17 protein-coding genes and 1 pseudogene are annotated in these 22,238 nt (G+C 36.0%); 17 read left to right on the top strand and 1 reads right to left on the bottom strand.

Annotated features, from left to right (window positions below):
• Positions 1 to 267 precede the first annotated feature (267 nt).
• The gene (locus tag HYQ40_02470) at positions 268 to 1,491 is read right to left on the bottom strand and encodes an NADH-dependent flavin oxidoreductase (GenBank protein ID MBZ6526625.1); all 1,224 of its coding nucleotides are present in this window, start codon (positions 1,489 to 1,491) and stop codon (positions 268 to 270) included.
• Positions 1,492 to 1,658: 167 nt separating this feature from the next.
• Between HYQ40_02470 and HYQ40_02465 the strand changes: the two genes are divergently transcribed.
• The 17 genes and pseudogenes from HYQ40_02465 to HYQ40_02385 all read left to right on the top strand — a co-directional run bounded on the left by HYQ40_02465 (position 1,659) and on the right by HYQ40_02385 (position 22,213).
• Positions 1,659 to 2,447 carry a hypothetical protein gene (locus tag HYQ40_02465; GenBank protein MBZ6526624.1) on the top strand — a complete coding sequence of 263 codons (789 nt, stop codon included), beginning with the start codon at positions 1,659 to 1,661 and terminating at the stop codon, positions 2,445 to 2,447.
• A 374-nt stretch (positions 2,448 to 2,821) separates the two neighbouring features.
• Positions 2,822 to 3,249, top strand: a pseudogene (locus HYQ40_02460) (PTS sugar transporter subunit IIC).
• 69 nt (positions 3,250 to 3,318) lie between these two features.
• The gene (locus HYQ40_02455) at positions 3,319 to 4,413 is read left to right on the top strand and encodes a DUF871 domain-containing protein (protein ID MBZ6526623.1); all 1,095 of its coding nucleotides are present in this window, start codon (positions 3,319 to 3,321) and stop codon (positions 4,411 to 4,413) included.
• 63 nt (positions 4,414 to 4,476) lie between these two features.
• Positions 4,477 to 5,328, top strand: a complete 852-nt coding sequence (locus tag HYQ40_02450; GenBank protein ID MBZ6526622.1) for a MurR/RpiR family transcriptional regulator — start codon at positions 4,477 to 4,479, stop codon at positions 5,326 to 5,328.
• A 163-nt stretch (positions 5,329 to 5,491) separates the two neighbouring features.
• A complete protein-coding gene (locus tag HYQ40_02445; GenBank protein MBZ6526621.1) occupies positions 5,492 to 8,116 on the top strand; it encodes a pyruvate, phosphate dikinase in 2,625 nt (874 codons plus the stop codon).
• Between the two features lie 33 nt (positions 8,117 to 8,149).
• Positions 8,150 to 8,770: a helix-turn-helix transcriptional regulator gene (locus tag HYQ40_02440; protein MBZ6526620.1), complete on the top strand. Its 621-nt coding sequence runs from the start codon at positions 8,150 to 8,152 to the stop codon at positions 8,768 to 8,770.
• Positions 8,770 to 9,606: a kinase/pyrophosphorylase gene (locus tag HYQ40_02435; GenBank protein ID MBZ6526619.1), complete on the top strand. Its 837-nt coding sequence runs from the start codon at positions 8,770 to 8,772 to the stop codon at positions 9,604 to 9,606. The genes HYQ40_02440 and HYQ40_02435 overlap by 1 nt, the downstream gene beginning before the upstream one ends.
• Positions 9,607 to 9,717: 111 nt before the next feature.
• On the top strand, positions 9,718 to 10,281 hold the full coding sequence (locus tag HYQ40_02430) for an N-acetyltransferase family protein (protein ID MBZ6526618.1): 564 nt from the start codon (positions 9,718 to 9,720) through the stop codon (positions 10,279 to 10,281).
• Between the two features lie 236 nt (positions 10,282 to 10,517).
• Positions 10,518 to 11,150: a copper homeostasis protein CutC gene (locus HYQ40_02425; protein ID MBZ6526617.1), complete on the top strand. Its 633-nt coding sequence runs from the start codon at positions 10,518 to 10,520 to the stop codon at positions 11,148 to 11,150.
• 296 nt (positions 11,151 to 11,446) lie between these two features.
• Positions 11,447 to 12,934, top strand: coding sequence for a PTS transporter subunit EIIC (locus HYQ40_02420; protein MBZ6526616.1), 1,488 nt, complete (start codon positions 11,447 to 11,449; stop codon positions 12,932 to 12,934).
• A gap of 176 nt (positions 12,935 to 13,110) precedes the next feature.
• A complete protein-coding gene (locus HYQ40_02415; GenBank protein ID MBZ6526615.1) occupies positions 13,111 to 13,566 on the top strand; it encodes a MarR family transcriptional regulator in 456 nt (151 codons plus the stop codon).
• Positions 13,567 to 13,572: 6 nt separating this feature from the next.
• Positions 13,573 to 15,747, top strand: a complete 2,175-nt coding sequence (locus HYQ40_02410) for an ABC transporter ATP-binding protein (GenBank protein ID MBZ6526614.1) — start codon at positions 13,573 to 13,575, stop codon at positions 15,745 to 15,747.
• Entirely contained in the window at positions 15,747 to 17,627 is a 1,881-nt protein-coding gene (locus tag HYQ40_02405; GenBank protein MBZ6526613.1) for an ABC transporter ATP-binding protein, read from the top strand. The genes HYQ40_02410 and HYQ40_02405 overlap by 1 nt, the downstream gene beginning before the upstream one ends.
• 253 nt (positions 17,628 to 17,880) lie before the next feature.
• Positions 17,881 to 18,810: a hypothetical protein gene (locus HYQ40_02400; protein ID MBZ6526612.1), complete on the top strand. Its 930-nt coding sequence runs from the start codon at positions 17,881 to 17,883 to the stop codon at positions 18,808 to 18,810.
• A 375-nt stretch (positions 18,811 to 19,185) separates the two neighbouring features.
• Positions 19,186 to 20,673, top strand: coding sequence for an SLC13 family permease (locus HYQ40_02395; GenBank protein ID MBZ6526611.1), 1,488 nt, complete (start codon positions 19,186 to 19,188; stop codon positions 20,671 to 20,673).
• Positions 20,674 to 20,683: 10 nt separating this feature from the next.
• On the top strand, positions 20,684 to 20,959 hold the full coding sequence (locus tag HYQ40_02390) for a chorismate mutase (GenBank protein MBZ6526610.1): 276 nt from the start codon (positions 20,684 to 20,686) through the stop codon (positions 20,957 to 20,959).
• 24 nt (positions 20,960 to 20,983) lie between these two features.
• Entirely contained in the window at positions 20,984 to 22,213 is a 1,230-nt protein-coding gene (locus HYQ40_02385) for an LL-diaminopimelate aminotransferase (GenBank protein ID MBZ6526609.1), read from the top strand.
• Positions 22,214 to 22,238: the final 25 nt, after the last annotated feature.

Raw genomic sequence — 22,238 nt, 5'->3', positions numbered from 1 at the left:
CAATGGTTTTATGGATTTGAGAAGATTTCAAATCCAAATAAAGAGGTTTTATGGATTTGAGAGGATTTCAAATCCAAATAAAGAGGTTTTATGGATTTGAGAAAGTTTCAAATCCAAAATTAGTGAACTATCCCTGACAAAATGTCATTTCTGAAGTAAATCATAAACAATACATGTAATGTGGGCTGCCACATGTATAAATAATAAAAAATTCACCTAAACATTATTCCAAATGTGTTTAGGTGAATTTATATTATATCTCTGGTACTATTTAAATTCTTTAAAGTAACTTGATTTATCCTGTTCAGTCAGTTTACGAAGTTCATCGCGTGTTTCTTGGGGGAGTGATCCACCAAAGTCCATAAATTCCACTAAATCTTTAAAAGCACGATGGGGAATAGCTAAATCAGGTAATTCTTCAAGTGTGAAACCAAGATTGATGTCTGCTTCTTTACCTTTTTCAAGTTTTTGGACAAAGTCTGGTTCTGTAACAAATACAGACGACATACCAATCATATCAGCATTCTCTAGAGCTTCTAACGCTTTATCAGGGCTATTAACGCCACCCGTCGCAATGACTGGAACACGGCCGTTTACATGATCATATACTGCTTTATTAACTAGTTCACCTTCATGTTTTCCAGCTCGAGCAGTGGCTTTATATATATCACGTCCCCAGCTAGCGATGGCGTAATATTGAATATCCGAAACTTCCATTAACCAATCAAAGTATTGATTAAATTCATCAACTGTATAGCCAATTTCAGATCCACGAGTTTCTTCAGGCGTACCGCGAAAACCTAGTATAAAGTTTTCTGCACCAGATTCATCAATCGCACCTTGAACAGCTTTCATTACTTCGATACCAAAACGAGATCGATTTTCCAATGATTGTGGGCCGTATTCATCATCACGCTCATTAGAGAAAGGCGAGAAGAATTGTTGCGGTAATAATCGTTGAGCATTAGAAATTTCAACTCCATCAAAACCGGCTTTAATCGCACGTCGTGTAGCTTCTACATATTGTTGAATAACATGATTAATTTTTCGTTTAGACATCGGTAGTACTTCGTGAACAACTGGAGTATTCAAACTCATATGACTTGGCCCGTAAACAATACCATAGTCTTGTAATGTGATTTTGGCAAAACGGCCCGCATGAGTTAATTGTAAAATTGCTTTCGCGCCATCTTTTTTCATTGCTGCGGCCCATTTTGATAAGCCGTAGATATAACTATCATCACGAACACTCGGTCCAAATTCGAAGAGTTGAGCATAATCTTCAATATATGTGGCAGTTGTAATTTGAAGAGGTGCAGATAAGCTACGTCTTTCAGCATATAAAGTCTCTTCTTCAGTAACATAACCTTCAAGAGAAGAAGCATTAGTAGTTAGCGGGTTTAATGAAAAACGATTCGCGATTTCAATACCATTTGGAAAACGAAGGGACTTGAAAAGCGGAGCATATTTCTGATTAATTTGGTAAGACATTGAATCCTCCTATAAAATTAAATTATTCTAATTATATCATAGAGCTTTGAAAGCAACTAACAACTTGTTTAGTAATACTAAAATACATATCATTACCAGTATGAAAAGGCTTTCTGTATAATAGAATATAGATAAGCTGTTTGGCAATTATAATAGGAGGAAATAAAATGAAGTTATTAAAAAAAAGCATTGTCATGTCACTCCTTTTGACATTATTCCTATCGTTATCTACACAAGTTAACGCAGCATCAGAATGGACAACTAGTGGAGAGACGTTGATACCTGAATGGACGGTAGAACTTTTTGAAGATAAAGCCCAAAACAATACCATGTTAGAAAGAGCTTGGGAAGATTATCAAACTGCTACAGAGTCATATCAACTAGCAGATATGGGAACGATGGAGCAGGGAACTTTCTATAATCAAGTGCTTGAATCATACGAAGCAGGCAGTGATGTCGAAGTTTCTGAGGCAGATGGTGGTGATGGTACGGCAAGTATTAGTTATGTTTACCGTGCAGAAGAAGGGGATATGAATCCTACGACTGGTATTGAAGATTGGGCTCAAGTCGACTTTTACTTTGTAAATGATAATTTGATTTATACAGGAATTACGACTTTATCATTAGCTTTTATGTCAGATAAATTAGTGTCAAACCAAGAGCATTCTGATCTTATATCGAACAATGCAACAACAGAAGAACTTCTGAATATTGAAAATCTGGAATTAAATGGATTTGGTCAAATACTTGTTGATGGAGAATATGCTTATGGGATTGGATATCCAAAAGAAGCATCAACTATTGGGGAAGGTGGACTTATAATTATTCAGGATGGAACTGTAGTTGATGATACGACCGTTCCTTTCGAAGAATTAATGGCTTATAGCTTTTCAGGTTATATTTACCTCATGTTAGTGACTCAAGTTGACAATCAGATATTTGAACCTGGACAATAGTATGATAGTTAAGCTACTAAACGTTTTGTTTAGTGTCTTTTTTTAATACTTATACTTGAAATTCTATTTCAGAAAGCGCATACTTTAATAAAAAAGTGATGTTATTATATTAGCCAATGAAACTCTGCAAAAGAATCCATCCAATGCTCCAAGCGCCACTGGAGCGTCAAAGCAAGCTGTTTTAGGCAAAATTCAATACGCTCCGTAAATATGATCTTAAACTAGGGAAACGATATTTTTTTATTTTATAGAAAAACATTTCATAAAAATAAATAAAAAACGAAATATGATTTCAATATATAAAAAAGTATGCTATTATCTATAAGTGAAAACGTGTTCAAAATACGGCACCAGAACCTTTTTATCAATGGTTTATTTATATCGGAGGTGCAACAATTGTTTAGCATTGTTACGTGCCATTTCTATTAAATCAACCTATGGAAGAACTTTAGGGAAAACTGCCTTAGTACCAGCAATATTCAATATCAATGAGCCTTTAATCTTTGGGGCTCCCGTAGTATTAAATCCAACGTTAATGATACCATTCACTATTGCTCCATTGGTGAATGCTGTGATTGCATGGTATGCGACAGAATGGGGGCTTGTAAGTCGAACAGTAGCGAGTGCACCTTGGACACTTCCTGGCCCAATTGGTGCCTTTCTTTCAATGGGTAATGACTGGCGAGCAGCAGTGTTAAATATTGTCTTAACACTTATTGCTGTGTTAATCTATTATCCATTTGTACGAACTTATGATAACCAGATGTTAGCAGAAGAACAAAGTGAAGTAAGCGCAGAATAATAATTAAATCAATGTTTATTAACGTCCTAATCACCTAGGACGTTTCTTAATAAAAAAAGGTAGGTATTTATGAGAAAATTAGGTATATCAATTTACCCAGAAAAAGATGATAGTCAACGAATTAAAGAGTATATCAAAAAAGCTTCAGAAAGTGGTTTTTCACGCATATTCTCGTGTCTTTTATCAGCAGACGGAGACAAAAACGAAATAGTTGCTGAGTTTATCGATGTAAATAGTTACGCAAAAGAATTAGGCTTTGAAGTTATTGTTGACGTTGCCCCACGTATTTTCGAAAAGCTTGAAATTAGTTATGCTGATTTATCATTCTTTAAAGAAATCGGTGCAGATGGTCTTCGTTTAGATATGGGGTTCACTGGAAGTGAAGAAGCACTTATGACTTATAACGAACACGATTTACTTATTGAGATTAATATGAGTAACAATGTTCATACGATCGATACCATAATGGATTACCAACCTAATCAATATAATTTGATTGCATGTCACAACTTTTACCCACATCGTTATAGTGCACTTGGAATAGAATTTTTTAAAGCTTGTACAGAGCGTTTTACTCAACATGGGCTAAGGACTGCAGCTTTTATCACGAGTCAGAATGAAAATACATATGGACCTTGGCCAGTGACGGATGGTCTTCCAACATTAGAAATTCATCGTGAACTGCCGTTAGATGTTCAATTAAAACACTACATTACTTTAAACCTAGTAGATGATATAATAATATCAAATTGCTTCCCAACCGTTGAAGAATTAAATAATGTCAGCAAGCTTGACTTAAAAATGCCAACATTCAATGTTGATCCGATTGAAGGACTGCCTGAAACGGAGACAGCTATTTTATTTAATACTTTACACTTTAATCGTGGAGATGTAAGTGAGAACATGATTCGTTCAACGCAAAGCCGAGTGAAATATAAAGGACATCAATTTGATGTCTTTAATACACCAGAAGTCATCAGACGAGGTGATGTTGTCATTGAAAGTAGTGAGTATGGTCATTATGCTGGTGAATTACAGATTGCATTAAAAGATATGAAGAACAGTGGAAAGAGTAATGTTGTTGGCAAAGTAAGAGAAGAAGAAGTATTTATATTAGATGATATTAAGCCTTGGCAAAAATTTAAACTGCAGGCTAATCGATAATAACTGATGTTTTTCACTATTAGTTAAAAGCGAAATGAAAAATAGAAATGTGGTGAAAATAGTTTGAATGAGACGAATATTATTGGTTTGATTAAATCTATCAAGGACAGTTTACCCAAGGCTGAAAAGAAGATTGCTCAAGCAATTATTGACGCCCCAGAAGATACCATCTATCTATCTGCCAAGCAATTAGGAGAAAAGGCGGGAGCGAGTGCTCCTACAGTTGTTCGTTTTTGTAGACGGTTGGATGTGGATGGGTTCACACAGTTGAAATTAATGATTTCGAGTGAATTATCTAAACTAAAAGAACCAGGCTATTCAGACATTAGTGAAGATGAAAATTTTTACGAAATTAAAGAGAAATTATTGGGTAATGCACACCAATCTCTAGTAGATACCTCGTCGTTAATTAAAGAAGAAGAGGTAAAAGCTTCAATCCAACAGATTGAAGAAGCAGATGTTATCTATGTATATGGAGTTGGATCATCTCATTTAGTTGCTGAAAACTTTGCCCAGAAATGGCGACGTATCGGCAAAATTTGTATTGTTGAAAAGGATGCACACGTTATGATTACAATAATAACGGGTAATACGAAGAAAGCACTGTTTGTTGGTATATCCAATTCAGGCGAAACGAATGAAATCATAAAACTTATGCAGCTTGCCAATAAAGTAGGTTGCCAAACAATGTCAATTACTCAGTTCGGGAAAAATAGTGTCTCTGAAGAAGCAGATGTTTCAATTCGTCATGTGAGAGCGAATGAACAATTATATCGTAGCGCAGCCACAGCATCATTGCATGTGCAATTCTACGTTGTAGATATTTTGTTCCATACTTACGCGACAAAGCATTACGAAGTTGCGCTCGATAAAATCTTATCATCACGAAAAGCAACGAAAGAATACAATCAATAGCATAATTGAACAGCTTTTGATATTAGAATGCATACTTATTCTAATATTAAGGGCTGTTTCTTTATGTGCTTATAAATAAGATGCATTTAATCATCATATGTCTTTTATATAATGCGTACTATATAATGGAATGCATGATATATAAAAACTTTAGGGGGACATTATGATGAAACATGTATACGCTTTTAATGAAGGTCGATTAGATATGAAAGAATTACTAGGTGGTAAAGGAAGCAACTTAGCTGAGATGACACGATTAGGTCTACCAGTACCGGATGGTTTTGTTATTACGACAGAAGCGTGTATGGATTTTTTAAAACTTGGAGAACAGTTAAATGATGCACTTCAAGCGCAGATTAATGCTGCACTCGTTCAATTAGAAAAATCGACTGAAAAAGCATTTGACCAAGCAAATAATTTACTTCTCGTTTCAGTAAGAAGTGGTGCAACAATCTCAATGCCCGGGATGATGGATACGATATTGAATGTGGGCTTAAATGATGCGAATGTGGAGCGTTTCTCTGAGATGACTCAAGACACACGATTTGCTTTAGATTGTTATCGCCGTCTTTTACAAATGTACGGGAATGTTGTTTATGGAATTGATATGGTTCATTTCGATAATATCCTAAATGATGTAAAAATAGCTAAACGCTACAGCAATGATTCAGAATTAACAGCAGAAGATTTAAAAAATATTATTACAAAATATAAACAAGTATACTTAGATTTATGTGACAAACCTTTTCCACAAGATGTAAAAGAACAAATAGTGGGTGCTGTTGAAGCTGTCTTTAAATCATGGAATAATGACCGAGCGAAAGTATACCGTCGTTTAAATAATATACCAGATTCAATTGGGACTGCAGTTACAATCCAAGAAATGGTTTTCGGTAATAAAAATGAACAAAGCGGGACAGGGGTACTTTTTACAAGAAATCCATCAACTGGAGAAAATGAATTATATGGTGAATTCTTACTTAAGGCACAAGGTGAGGACGTCGTAGCAGGAATTCGCACACCCATCGCAATTAATCGATTAAAAGAAACGATGCCACAACTCTACGATGAATTATTAACAATGACAAACAAGTTAGAACAACACTATAAAGATATGCAAGATGTTGAATTTACGATAGAAGATGAGAAACTATATTTACTACAGACACGTAATGGTAAACGAGTAGCTAAATCAGCGTTTAAAATTGCAGTGGATTTTGTCAACGAAGGTGTTTTAACGAAAGAGGAAGCATTATTAACGATTGACCCAGAATCAATCAACCAACTTCTTCATCCGACCTTTGACACTAAAGGATTAAGTAAAGCAGAATTGATTACTGACAACGGCCTACCTGCAAGTCCAGGAGCAGCCACAGGGCATGTCGTTTTTGATGCTCAAACCGCTAAAGAATGGACGGCTTTAGGTAAACCAGTTATTCTTGTGCGCCATGAAACGTCACCTGAAGATATTGAAGGGATGAGCGTCAGTGAAGCAATTGTTACCAATCATGGTGGAATGACTTCGCATGCTGCTGTAGTGGCACGTGGTATGGGGAAATGTTGTGTAGCTGGATGTGATGTATTAGAGATTAATGAAGAAAGTAGAAAAGTACGTTACCCTGGAGGAAGTTTAGATGAGGGTGACATCATTTCGGTTAATGGTGATACGGGATCGATTTATGTAGGAGCTATCGAGACGACAAATTCTGATTTAGACGAGAATTATCAGACAGTCATGAGATGGGCAAATGAAGTTGCTAGGGTACAAGTGCGAATGAATGCTGAGACACCTTTAGATATTAAAACAGGTTTAGATTTTGGCGCGACAGGTATTGGCTTAGTTAGAACAGAGCACATGTTCTTCCAACCAGAGCCACTAAGTGAAATTCGTCGATTCATCTTATCAAATAGTGATAAAGACCGGAAGAATGCACTCGAAGCTATATTAGTCCATCAGCAAAGGGACTTTAAGCAAATCTTTGAATTGATTCAAGACAAACCAACGGTAATTCGACTATTAGATATGCCTTTACATGAATTCTTACCGAATTCAGACCAAGATATTGAATTGGTTTCGCAACAACAAAATATGGCAATTGAAGACATATCACAAAGATTAATAAGCCTTAATGAATTGAATCCAATGCTTGGACACCGTGGATGTCGTTTAGCCATGACTTTCCCAGGTCTATATTTAATGCAAGCCGAAGCAATCATATTAGCTGCGATTGAATTATATAATAAAGGTATAGCCGTGAAGCCAGAAATTATGATACCATTAGTGAGTACAGAACGTGAAATTGCTTTCTTAAAAGAAATAATTCAAGAACGAATTGAGTCGCTATTAGATCAAATGGATGTTCAGATTGCTTATACAATAGGTACAATGATTGAAACACCACGTGCGAGTTTAATCGCAGATCAAATCGCTCAGCACAGTGACTTCTGTAGCTTTGGAACGAATGATATGACTCAAATGACATTCGGCTATTCACGTGATGATGCAGGGAAATTCTTAAATCAATACGTTAATGAAGGTGTTCTAGCTTATGACCCGTTCCAACGCGTTGATGAGGATGGGGTAGGAGAATTACTTAAAATAGCCATCGAAAAGATACATGAAGTGAATCCTGAGATGAAGTTAGGAATATGTGGAGAGCATGGAGGCAATCCAAAATCAGTTGAATTATTCGATTCTTTAGGGTTTGATTATGTATCATGCTCACCGTACCGAATCCCAATCGCTCAACTGGCAGCAGCACAAAGTGCGATAAAATTAGCGCAATAACAGATAATAATGATGATAAAGTGAGGAACTAAAATGAATTTCACATCACGGCAACAACAAATAGTTGAAATTGTTAAAGAGAACGAGCCAGTTAGTGGTGACATTATTGCTGAGAAGATAGGCTTAGCTAAGTCAACATTAAGAAGTGATTTAGCTGTCTTAACAATGACGGGTGTTCTAGATGCAAGACCAAAAGTAGGCTATATATATTCGGGCTTAGAACCTCAATCACTCTTATTTGAGCATTTTAATCGATATAAAGTTTCTGATGTGATGATTCAACCTGTCATTGTCTATCCAGATACAATGGTGAATGATGCGATTACGTCTTTGTTTATGTACAATGTCGGCTCATTATATGTTGTTGAATCAGAGTCTAAAGCTTTAATTGGTGTCGTATCAAGAAAAGATTTATTGCGAAGTTTAATAGCTGGCCAGGCTGACAAGACTGCTGTGGCAATTGTTATGACACGAATGCCTAACATAATTGCTGTAACGCCAGAGATGACAGTGTTAAAAGCAGCCCAGTTAATTTCAAAGCACCAAATTGACTCATTACCCGTTATTAGTTCTGATAATCAAGTAATAGGTAAAATGTCTAAGACAAATATCGTAGATTTATTAGTAGAATTGAGTTCGGGGGAGGATTCTTAATGCAAGAAGAAAATTACCAAACAATTTATGTTATATCAGATTCTGTAGGTGAAACAGCTATTCGAGTGACAAATGCTGCTCTTGCACAGTTTCCAACATTGAATGAAATGAGCGTTAAACGATTTCCGTTTATTAATACCTTAGATGAATTATCAGAAATTTTAGGAGATGCGGCAAAGCATGAGGCGACAGTCATCGCGACATTGGTTAATGAAGAATTACATCAATTCGCACAAGAATTTACAAATAAAGAAGATATGTATTATTTTAACCCAATTCATGGATTGATTCAGCATATCGCAACTTTAACTGGTAAAAACCCATCGGAACAAAGTGGTAGTTTACATCAACTTGATGATCAATATTTCAGACGAATTCAAGCAATAGAATTCGCAGTAAAGTATGATGATGGACAAAACAGACGAGGGTTTAAGTTAGCAGATATTGTTATTCTTGGTGTATCACGTTCATCAAAGACACCATTAAGTATGTATTTAGCGAATAAAGGATATAAAGTAGCTAATTTGCCAATTTTTCCTGAAGCGAATATTCCTAAAGAAATATATGATGTGCCAAGTGGAAGAATATTTGGTTTAGCGGCTTCACCTAAGTATATTAGTGATATCCGAAAAGAACGAGTAAAGTTTCTTGGATTAGATGAGAAAGCAACGTATTCAAATATTGAGAGGGTAAAAACAGAATTAATGTTCGCCAATGATTTGTTTAACAAAATTGGCGCTCATATTATTAGCGTAGAAAATCAATCGATTGAAGAAATGGCTGAACATGTTATTCAAGAATTTAAGAAACATCAAATTGACTTAGATGATAAGTAATATAACGAACTAGACTAACAATGTCTGGTTCTTTTTTTGAATATATTTACGTGCTAACTAATCCTTAGTATATTATAATAAGAAGAAAAATTAAGTATGTGAGGTATTAGTTTGATTATTAGAATGGTGGAACAAAAAGATTATAAAAACATTTGGAATATATACAGACAATACATAGAGACACCAATAACGTTTGAACACAAGATGCCAACACCTGAGGAGTTTGAAACTCGTTTGGAAAGCATTATACAAAATTACGCATGTATTGTTTGTGAAGTTGATGATGAGATATTAGGTTACGCATATGCACACCGATTTGCTGAAAGAGCAGGATATAATTGGACAGCGGAGTTGAGCGTCTATACTGATTCTAAAGCAAAAGGTTTAGGGGGAGGGCGTCAGTTGTATGAAAAGTTGCTTGAACTTTGTAAGTTACAAGGTATTCATACAGTGTACGGTCTTGTAACAGAAAACAATAGTGCAAGCGAAAACCTTCATGAAAAATTAGGCTTTAGATTGGCTGGAGTCTTTCGTAATGTTGGGTTTAAGGAAGGTCGTTGGTTATCATGTTCATACTACGAAAAAGACCTCGCTTCCTACAATGATAAACCAAATCCAATGAAATCAATTTCAGACATTAAAAAAGACGATATAAAAGAGCTTTTATCTAAATAAGATGTCACGCACATTGCGGAAATTATGGTGATGTGATTTTTTGTAGTCAAGTGAAATTGTATAATACAAAATTCTACTCTTCAAAGCAAAAATAAACTACAGATAAGAGCTATTGTGTCGCTCGAAATAGGAACGAGGTGTAAAGTATCAGATTAAACCAGTTACCGTTATCTTTATTTAAAAATGAAAATATATTATAACAAATGAACAAAGACATAATGATTAGGAGGGAGACAATGATCAGAGAGTTTTGTGCTGAAAATTTTACGAATATTCCTAAAGCAATTGCTGCTGGGGCAAATCGGATTGAACTTTGCGATAATTTGGCTGTAGGAGGGACGACACCATCATATGGTGTAATCCAAACTACTATTGAATATGCTAGTCAACATGATACTGAAGTAGTGGTCATGATTCGTCCAAGGGGTGGCGACTTTAAGTACACTAAAGAAGAAGTATTAACAATGTGTCGTGATATCTTAGCACTTAAATATACCGGAATTAAAGGTGTTGTCTTTGGAGCGGTTCGCGATGGATGGATTGATGAAGAAGTTATGAATGAACTGCTTAAGGCAGCTAAACCATTTGAAGTAACCTATCATATGGCTTTTGATGAAATTAAAAAGTCATTACAAAATGACGCGATAAATTGGCTTGCAGAGCGTGGAGTCATGAGAATACTGACTCATGGTGGACAAGAAGGGTCGACAATTGAAGAAAATTTACCATATCTCTTAAAATTAGTTGAATATAGCGGACAGCGAATCACAATATTGCCTGGCGGAGGGATTACTTATGAGAATAGTCAAACCATTGCAGACGCTTTATCAGTGACAGAATTACATGGTACAAGGATTGTAAAAATTTAAGATAGTGAAGTGGCTCAATGTAATGATTAATAAGTTGCTCAACGAAGGATTTTGATAATATCCAACGAAGTGATTCCAAACACTCAATTAGGCGCCAATATAACAATATTATTTGAATTATAAACGGTCTTTGTTATAATTATGTAAGCGGTTTAATGAACATGTGTTCACACTGACTATCAAAAATAAGGAGGATACAATATAACAAAGCTGTGTCTCTATAGAATTGATATAAAAGAAATTATGTTTTTATTGATTTAATAATAACGTTACATGGAGAATAGGAGATGTATAAAATGATGGGATATTTACAACGTCTAGGACGTTCATTAATGTTACCCGTTGCTGTATTACCTCTTGCTGCACTTATGTTAGGGATTGGTTATGCTATTGATCCCAGTGGCTGGGGTGGAGAAAGTCAAATTGCAGCATTTCTGATTGCTGCCGGGGGAGCTATTCTTGATAACCTTGGAATATTATTTGCGATAGGTGTATCACTTGGAATGACTAAAGATCGAGATGGAGCATCTGCAATTGCTGGATTAGTTGCATTCTTGACTTTAATTACAATACTGTCATCTGGAACTGTAGCAATGTTAACGAATACACCACTTGAAGAGGTTAATATTGCTTTTGAGCAATCAACTAACGGTAACGTATTCTTTGGATTAATATCAGGTGTAGTGGCTGCAGAAATTTATAATCGCTTCAGCAGAACAACACTACCAATGGCATTTGCTTTCTTCTCAGGGCGCCGTTTAGTGCCAATATTAACAGGAATAGCTATGTTGGGTGTATCACTTATCTTACTATTCGTATGGCCAATCTTATTTGGTGCATTAGTTTCATTAGGGGAAGCCTTTACGAATCTAGGCTGGATCGGTGCTGGTCTATACGCATTCTTCAACCGACTATTAATTCCAACTGGTTTACACCATGCTTTAAACGCAGTATTCTGGTTTGACTTAATTGGTATTAATGATATCGGTAACTTTTGGAGTGGAACAGGGGAACTAGGGATAACAGGTATGTATCAAGCTGGATTCTTCCCAGTCTTTATGTTTGGACTACCAGCAGCAGGTATTGCAATGTGGCAACAATCCAACAGTAAGTATAGAAGCCAAGTATTTTCTCTATTCTTAGCTGGTGGTGTCGCAGCCTTTGTTACAGGAGTTACTGAACCGATTGAGTTTGCATTTATGTTTGTTGCACCGGCACTTTATTTTGTTCATGCTGTATTAACAGCATTATCGGTTGCATTTGCGGCATTTATGCAATGGACTGCAGGATTTGGATTTTCAGCAGGGGCCATTGACTTTTTACTATCACAGGGCTTGCCACTTGCGAATAACCCATGGATGTTAATGGTACAAGGGGCTGTCGTGGGGCTAATCTATTATGTAGTCTTTACATTTGTTATAAAGAAATTTGATTTAGCAACACCAGGACGAAAAGGTCCGTTAGATGAGCAAATGAGTGTAGCAGACGAAAGTCCTACAAAAACCACAACAACAAGTTCAAAACCACTAACAAAAGAAGAGAAGCAAGCTGCAATAATATATGACGCTTTAGGCGGTAAAGAAAATATTGCAGATATTACCAACTGTGCCACTCGTTTACGCTTAACGTTGAATGATACTGATACAGTTGATGTGAATAAAATTAAAGGAACAGGTGTACCCGGAGTTAACGTTGTAGATAAGAAAAACTTACAAGTTATCGTTGGGACAAATGTTCAATCTGTAGCTGATGCACTACAAGATATAGTCGACACTCAGTCTTAATTTATAAGCCTTAAATTAGAGTACCTTCCCCAGTAGGAGGTGCTCTTTTTTTATATATTTTATTGCGAAGTTGAACTTAATAATTTTAAATGATTTGCTTGATTCCAATATTGAACTAGTCTATAATTAACAAGGTTAACTATTAACGAAGTTAAGTTATTTGAGGAGGTGTTATAGTGAACAAGCGCCAGTTAGTACATCAAATGTACAGCATGTCGCAAATGTTTTCTCGAGCTGCTGAGGTCCAAGGTCGTACAGTTATGTCGAAAAGTGAGTTTAAAGTGTTATATCATCTACAGAAAAACCATAATGAAGACGATACATTACTGACATCTCGCGAATTAGCTAATTTGATGAATGTCTCTTCGCCAGCAATATCAAGAACAGTTAAAGGATTAGTCCAAAAAGCATGGCTCATCCAAGAAGATAACCCAGAGGATCGACGGAATATTTTCCTTAGATTATCCGCGGATGGTATTAAAAATTATGAACAAGTAACTCAAAATATGGAAAATTCGATGAAAATCATTTTTGAAGAATTTACCGAAGATGAGATTCGTGTGTTCGTTGATACTGGGAATCGACTAACTAAAGTTATAAATAAAATAAAAATAGAGAGTGAGGAAAAGTAGTATTATATGAAAAATTTAATTAATCATTTAAAACCTCATTGGAAGTGGGTAATTATTGCTCTTGTTGCTCATTTTATACAGGCTTTTACAACATTATTGTTACCAACTTATACATCAAATTTAGTAGACGTGGGGATACAAAATAGTGGGGTAGAATTAGCTGTTCCATTAGAAATGACATCAGATTCCATGACAGAATTTGAGATGTTACTTCTACCGGAAGAACAGCAATTAATTGAGGAAAATTTTACACAGAGTGATAATGGCAATTATACAATAAAAGATACTGTCAAAAACGATGAAGATAAAATGGAATCGCTAAGTCAAAGTTTTGAAGTTCCATTAGCTATGTATCAAACAGTATCTACAATGTCTGAAGAAGAGTTAGAAGTTGCAGCACAAGAAAATACGGGTTCTGAAACGACTGATTTATCTGGTATGCGTGATGAATACGTTGAACAGATGAATACACTTGGACCAGCGATGGTCCATTCTTCAGCAATTCAATCTGTTATAGCAACAACTGAAGAAGCAGGTGGGGACTTAAGTGGAGCTCAAATTAACTATGTTCTGACCCAAGGTGGGCAAATGTTGCTTATAGCATTGGTAGCTTTTGGTGGTGGAGCATTAGCTGCTTATGTAGCAGCTGTAGTTGGAGCAAAAGTTGGTAGTGGATTGAGAGCGAAATCTTATGAAAAAGTGCTTCAGTTCTCTAATGAAGAGATGGAAAAATTCTCAACTGCTTCACTAATTACGCGTGGAACGAATGATGTGCAACAAGTTCAAATGGTTATTACCGTATTCTTTAGAGTTGTACTATTCTCACCAATGTTAGCAATTGGTGCATTAATCTACGTGTTCCAATCACAAATTGCAATGTCTTGGATAACAATCTTAGCATTGTCTCTTGTTGGAGTATTAATGGGAATCTTAATGAGTGTTGTAATACCTAGATTCCAAATTTTACAAAAGCAAATTGATAAGGTTAACTTATCCGCTAGAGAAATCCTAACAGGATTACAAGTTATCCGTGCGTTCGGACGCCAAGATTTAGAATCAGAACGTTTCGATGGTGCAAACAAAGACTTACGTAATAGTTATATCTTTGTTGGACGTACAATGGCGTTAATGAACCCTATTTTATTGCTTATTGCAAACGGAATTTCTGTTCTAATTATTTGGGTAGGTAGTCACCGAATCGGAGACGGGCTAATGCAAGTAGGGGAAATGATGGCATTCATAACATATACAATGCAAGTTATATTCTCTTTCTTCATGTTAACAATGATGTCAATTATGATTCCACGTGCAATCGTTTCTGGAGAACGTATCCAAGAAATATTAGATACACCTTTATCTATTAATGACAAAGAAGAAGTGACATTGATTGAAACACCTAAAGGTGTTGTTGAATTCACTGATGTCAGTTTCAAATTCACTGGAGCTGATAATAATGTAATTAGTGACCTTAATTTTATTGCTGAACCTGGAAAGACAACGGCCATCATTGGTGGTACAGGAAGTGGTAAGTCAACGATTCTTAACCTTTTAATGAGATTCTATGATGTTTCAGAAGGATCAATCAAGATTGATGGTGTTGATATCAGAGATATTAGTCAACATCAATTACGAGATATTATCGGTTATGTACCGCAAAAAGCAGTATTATTCTCAGGAACTATTGAAAGCAATATTGGATACGGAGTCGAATCACTTTCTGATGATGTTCGCGAAGAATCTGCTGAGATTGCGCATGCAACTGAATTCATTGAAGATAAAGAACGTGGATATAAAGAGCGTATCTCTCAAGGTGGAGGGAATATTTCAGGTGGACAAAAACAACGTTTATCTATCGCTCGTGCGATTGCAAAACAGCCTAAAGTGTTTATCTTTGACGATAGTTTCTCTGCTCTAGACTACAAAACTGATGCATCACTTCGTCAAGCTTTAAATGAACGTGTCTCTGATGCAGCAATTATTATTGTTGCTCAACGTATCAGTACAATTTTAGATGCTGAACAAATCATAGTTCTTGATGAAGGAAATGTCGCTGGTATTGGTAACCACTTAGAATTAATGGAAACAAGCCAAGTTTATCGTGAGATTGCAACATCCCAATTATCTCAAGCAGAACTTGATGGTTATGAAGTACAAATGAAACAAGAGAAGGAGGGAGAATAATGGCTGAAAAAGATACTCAACAGCAAGAAGAAGTAAAGGTACAGAGTCAACCTAAAGGCGTTGGGCCTCGCGGTCAAGGTGCAGTAGAAAAAGCCCATGACTTTAAAGGGAGTTTACTTCGAATTTTAAAAGAAGTATTAAACTTTAAATGGGCGATGATGCTTGTTCTGTTTACAACTATTCTCTCTGTATTATTTAACATCATAGGCCCCCGCGAATTAGGTAATGCTACTTCTACATTATTCGATGGAGTTTTAGCGGAAGTTCAAGGGACGGGTTCAATTCAGTACGATGTAATCGGAAGAATTTTACTGACTGTATTAGCTTTATATGTCGTCAGTTCTATATTTAACTGGATACAAGGATTTGTAATGACAGGTGTAACAGAGAATGTTACGTACGGTTTACGTAAGAAAATGTTAGACAAGATTGATGACATGCCGATGAAGTATTTTGAATCACATTCGCATGGTGAAGTTTTATCGAGAATTAGTAACGATATTGATACGTTAGGTGCTTCACTATCACAAAGTTTCGCTCAATTAATCAACTCAGTTATGACAATGATTGGTATCGCGATTATTATGTTTACAATCAATTGGATCTTAGCATTAGTCGTGTTAATCGTTGTTCCAATTAGTTTACTTACAATCCGTATTCTAATTATGGTATCTCAAAAATATTTCCGTCAACAACAAGTGTCACTTGGTGTTATAAACGGACAAATTGAAGAAAACTTTTCTGGACAAAATATTGTTAGAGCCTTTAATCAAGAAGAGAATGCGGTCGCAACATTCCATAAAGATAATGCAAAACTAGAAGAGTCTGCATGGAAATCTCAGTTTTATTCAGGAGTTATGTTCCCGTTCATGCGCTTCTTACAAAACTTTGGTTACGCTGCAGTTGTTATGGTTGGTGCTTACCTAGTAATTCTCGGAACGATTCGTGTAGGGGTTATTCAATCCTTCACTCAATATGTTAACCGATTCACACAACCAATTACTCAGTTAGCACAAATCGTAACATTGTTTCAAACAATGGTTGCAGCAGCAGAGCGTGTGTTTGAATTCTTAGATGAAGAAGAACAAGATCAAACAACTGGTAGTGCTTTAGATGTATCAAAAGTTGAGGGGAAAGTTTCGTTCAACCACGTGCAATTCGGTTACGACCCTGAACAAATTATCATTACGGACTTTAATGCGGATGTTTTACCAGGACAGAAAGTTGCTCTAGTTGGACCAACTGGTGCTGGAAAATCTACGATGGTTAAGCTTTTAATGAGATTCTATGATGTTGACAAAGGATCAATTAACTTAGACGGTGTAGATATTAAATCATACAGCCGTGCAAATTATCAACGATCAATGTCGATGGTTTTACAGGATACTTGGTTATTTAATGGATCAATTATGGAGAATATTCGTTATGGTCGTTTAGATGCTACGGATGAAGAAGTCATTGAAGCTGCCAAAGCAGTTCATGTTCATAATTTCGTGAAGAACTTACCCGATGGTTATAACTTCGAAATTAATGAAGAAGCTTCAAACATCTCACAAGGACAAAAACAACTTTTGACAATTGCAAGAGCATTGCTAGCTGACCGTCCAGTATTAATTCTAGATGAAGCGACAAGTTCGGTAGATACTCGTACTGAGATTCTGATACAAGAAGCAATGGATCGTGTTGTTCAAGGTCGTACAAGCTTTGTGATCGCTCACCGTCTTTCTACAATTAAGAATGCTGATCTAATCTTATATATGGAAAATGGTGACATTATGGAACAAGGCAGCCATGATGAATTAATTGCTAGAGAAGGTAAGTATGCTAATTTATATAATAGTCAGTTTGCTTCAGGAGCTTCACCTTTTGAAGAATTTTAAGGTTAATGATTAGCCTAGTAAGACTTATGACATGGACAATTTTGTTCATGTCTTTTTTAATGATTTCTAATAAATTTGGAAATTAATTATATACTTATTCTAACTTACTAACAAAACTGAAACCGATACGAATCCTCAGCGTAGTTGGTTATATAAAATTATGAATAAACATAGAATAAAACTCGATTTGTTTGAACTTTAGTTCATAAAAAGCTTATAATATAAGTATCAAATATGATGGGAGCGTATGCTTATGAAAAAGTTTACGAAGTTTTTACTCGCAATTTTACTTTTAGTATCAACAATGGCACCGTTATCAGCTAAAGCACAAGAAGTTGCTCCAGACGAAGCATTATTAAATGTTATTAATGGATTGAAAGAAATCGAGTCATTTAAAGGTAATTACGAAGGTAACATGAATATGGTTTATACAGATGGAACAGCCGATTTTACAACGGACGGTGATATACAATTTAAGATTTCACCTGAATTAGAATTAGGATTTGATTTGAATCTGGCAATGGATGCAGAACATCATGATGGTTCTACTGAAAGTGAAACATATGATTTAATGTATTACATAGTAGACCAAACAATGTACATGTTAGAAGATGACTCATCTGAGGAAGAGGACGGCGAGTGGGTTACTGAAGATGTATCGACCTTGCTTGGAATGGATGCTCAGCAAATCGCATCACAATATCAGATGCTTATCTCACTGCTTGAAGGAACAATTCGTAGTTACTATCTACCTTCGAAAGTTAATCAGTTACTAAGTGAGAAAACAACGGTTGAAGAGAATGGTGACGGGTATACTATTACGATCAATTCATTTGAGACTGAAGAAGAATGGGTTGAATTCTTTGAAGCACTACAAGAATTAGAGCATTCACTGACTCAAGAGACAGTCGCAGCAGATGTTGAATTAGATAGTCAATTAAGTGAATTTGAAGAGGATGCAAAAGCACTCGCAGCTGGATTAACATATACAATTACTATCGAAGTGGATGCGAACTACTTTATTAATTCGATTCATGTTATTGTTGATTCTGATGTACAAGAACTTGAAGCTGAGTCTGATTCTGACACACCGGAATCAGTCCAAGCGGAATTCAATTATGAAGTGACAGAAACAAACTTTGAAGAATCTATTGAAGTACCAGCAGAAGTACCAGTAAATTAAACGTTAAATTAAAACGAACTTTAATCATTATGATTGAAGTTCGTTTTATTATTAGAATATAATTAGAATTTGATATTGATTTAATGTGAGAAGTCCGTTATACTGTCTTAAACAAAGAAATGAGGATTCTATGATGCAACAATTAAAACAAACAATTCAACTTGTATATTTTAGCTACTTTAGATAGCGTTCATGCTCACCTTAGTATGAACGCATGACGAAAGTTCATATCTATGGTGGCTTGTAATTGTTGTGTCCTAGCCGCTTAGAGTATAAATTAAGCGGATCATCCGATTTTGGCCAGTTTGTGAGCTGCTTAGTTTATGCTAAGCAGTTTTTTTGTTGAAAAAGTTATAAAAAAGGGGAGTGTAAACAATGTCAAATTCTATATCAAAAGGATTTAAAACTAGTGAGATTATCTCAATCGTCATTAGTTTGCTTATATTAGCTCTAGCTGTTTTAAATTCAACCATGCAAATAGGTTTTTTCAATATACCGACCGTGACCTTTTCCGTTCTAGCTATTTTTGCTAGTAGCTTGGTGTTATGGCTGTTCGTTGCCATCGATTGGCCAAGTATTTTATGTTTAATTTGTTTAGGTTTTCTACCTGAAGTCACTTATGGACAAATTTTTCAGCAGTCATTTGGTAATACAACGTTTGTCTTTTTATTCTTTACGTTCTTAGTGACACATGCCTTAGAACAAACATCATTTTTAAAACGGGTTTCTGCATGGGCCATTAATAGTGCTTGGGCTCAAGTGAGTCCTTGGAGATTTGTTTTTGCATTTCTATCTGTTATGCTATTAATCAGTACTTTTGTTTCACCAACGATTTTATTTATGATTGCTTTTCCAATCTATGAAGAAGTCATGACACAATTTGGTTTAGAAAAAGGGGATAAACAAGCATCAAAATTATTAGTCGCGCTATATGCTTCTATAGCTATTGGAACGGCAATGACACCGATTAACCATGTGTTCGCAATTACTGCGATGGGGCTATACGAAACAGCCTACGGAACGGCGATTACGAATGGTCAATATATGAGTTTTGCAGTGCCAGCGGGCTTAACAATTTTCTTAATTCTTTTAGTCTCTCTAAAGTGGATTTGGCGAATGGATTTATCAGGCGTAAAACTGGGTGAGATTGCTTCATTATCAGATTTACCAAAAGCGGATAAAAAGGAAAAAGCAGTCGTTCTGATCTTTGGTGGGGTTGTGGCTTTATGGTTATTACCAGAAGTATTAGGCTATATCTTACCGGGAGTGGCAGCATTTCTAAAATCAGCAGGAATTGCATTTCCACCAATGATCGGTTCTTTAGCTTTAGCAGTGGTTCACGTAGATGGGAAGCCATTAGTTAAGTTACAAGAGGGAATTTCTAAAGGTGTGTTCTGGCCGAGTTTATTAATTGTAGCGGCGACACTAACTTTAGGTAGCTTCTTATCGAATCCTGATATGGGTGTGATTACATTAATCGAATCATTCTTAACACCACTGTTAGTTGGCTTGTCACCATTATTAATGGTATTAGTCTTCATCCTTTGGGCAGGCTTCCAAACAAATTTCTCATCAAACTTAGTAACTGTGTCGGTTGTTACCACTATTGTTATTACAATTGCAGGTTCACAAGTAGATTTACCAATTAACGTGGCTGTGGTTGCGAGTTTAATTGGATTCATGGCGTCCCTCGCATACATGACACCACCTGCAATGCCTTATATTGCTATCTCAATTGGATCTGGTTGGACAACAGCTAAAGATGCTTTATTATATGGTTTATACTTATTATTATGGAGTGCAGCAAGTGCGGTATTAGTAGGGTATACATTAGGAAGTGTATTTTTGAGTCAATTATCATAGGAGGAATAATATGTTAGAAAAACAAAGAGCAACCATCGACCGAATTGATCGTGAATTGGTAAAATTATTTGAAGAACGAACAAAAACGGTGGAAGAAGTGGCAGGAATTAAATTAGAGAACAATATGGAAATCTTAGATAGTGGCCGTGAAGCGGTCGTTATCGAGAAAGTACAAAGTTACTTAGAAGATGATTCTTTAAAAGGTGAGTTAGCAGATTTATATGAGAACATTATGCGTATCTCCAGAGGTCATCAACAAGAATGGATGAGTAACAGAAAGTCGTAAGAGATATGATAAAGGAGCAGTTTTATGAAAATTAATCCGAATTTTAATCGCTTACCTGGGAATTACTTATTTAATCATATTGCCGAGAAAGTCTCGGCATTTAAAGAAGACAATCCACACTCAGAAATTATCAAATTGTCTATTGGTGATGTCACTCAGCCTTTACCAAAGGGCGTGATTGAAGCAATGACTCAAGCTGGTCAAGAACAATTGAATTCTGAAACCTTCAAAGGATATGGACCAAGTACTGGCTATCCATTTCTAAAGCAAGCGATTATTGAGAATAGCTATCAAACATTGAATGTCGATCTATCAGAAGATGAATTATTCATATCAGATGGTTCAAAGACAGATGCGGGTGCAATTCAAGAATTATTTAGTCTGGATGCTAAGATAGCCATTGGTGACCCGGCGTATCCAACTTATATTGATAGTAATGTCATGGCCGGACGCTTAGGAAATTATGATGATATGAGTCAAAGCTGGTCTGAATTAATAACAATTCCGATGACGATTGATAATCACTATCAAGCAGTGCCAGATTTTGACCAAGACAAGCAGCCAGATGTGATTTATATTTGTTCACCGAATAATCCAACAGGTGTCGCTATGACTAAAGATCAACTGCAACAATGGGTTGACTATGCGATTGAGCATGAAAGTGTCATAATTTTTGACGGGGCATATGAAGCCTTTATACAAGATGATAATGTCCCGCATTCGATCTATGAATGCGAGGGTGCTAAGCAATGTGCGATTGAAATGCGTAGCTTTTCTAAGACAGCGGGCTTCACGGGTATGCGTATAGGTTATACTGTTATTCCAAAAGAATTAGTGATTGAAGGTCAATCATTAAATGCAATGTGGACGCGTCGCCAACCAACGAAATTTAATGGAACCTCATATATTATTCAACGCGCGGCATTAGCAACTTTCGAACCGGAAGTTAAAGTAGAACTGAAGGATAATTTTGTGTATTATCAACGTAATGCTCAGCATATCGTTGATGCATTCAATGATGCAAAGATTGAACATTACGGTGGGGTAAATGCGCCATATATTTGGTTGAAAACACCAAGTGGCTTGTCTTCTTGGGAATATTTCGATGAATTACTACAGGATAGTCAAGTCGTAATTACACCAGGCTCTGGATACGGTGCTAATGGTGAGGGCTTCATGCGGCTAACCGCATTTGGGACATACGAAGATACAATAGAAGCGACCCAAAGAATTGTCGAAACTTATTATAAATAATAAATACCGCTTGAAATTCAATGGG

It is taken from the genome of Aerococcaceae bacterium DSM 111021 (genome assembly GCA_020112395.1).
Lineage (GTDB): Bacteria > Bacillota > Bacilli > Lactobacillales > Aerococcaceae > Ruoffia.
This window is presented reverse-complemented; position numbering and strand designations above follow the sequence as displayed.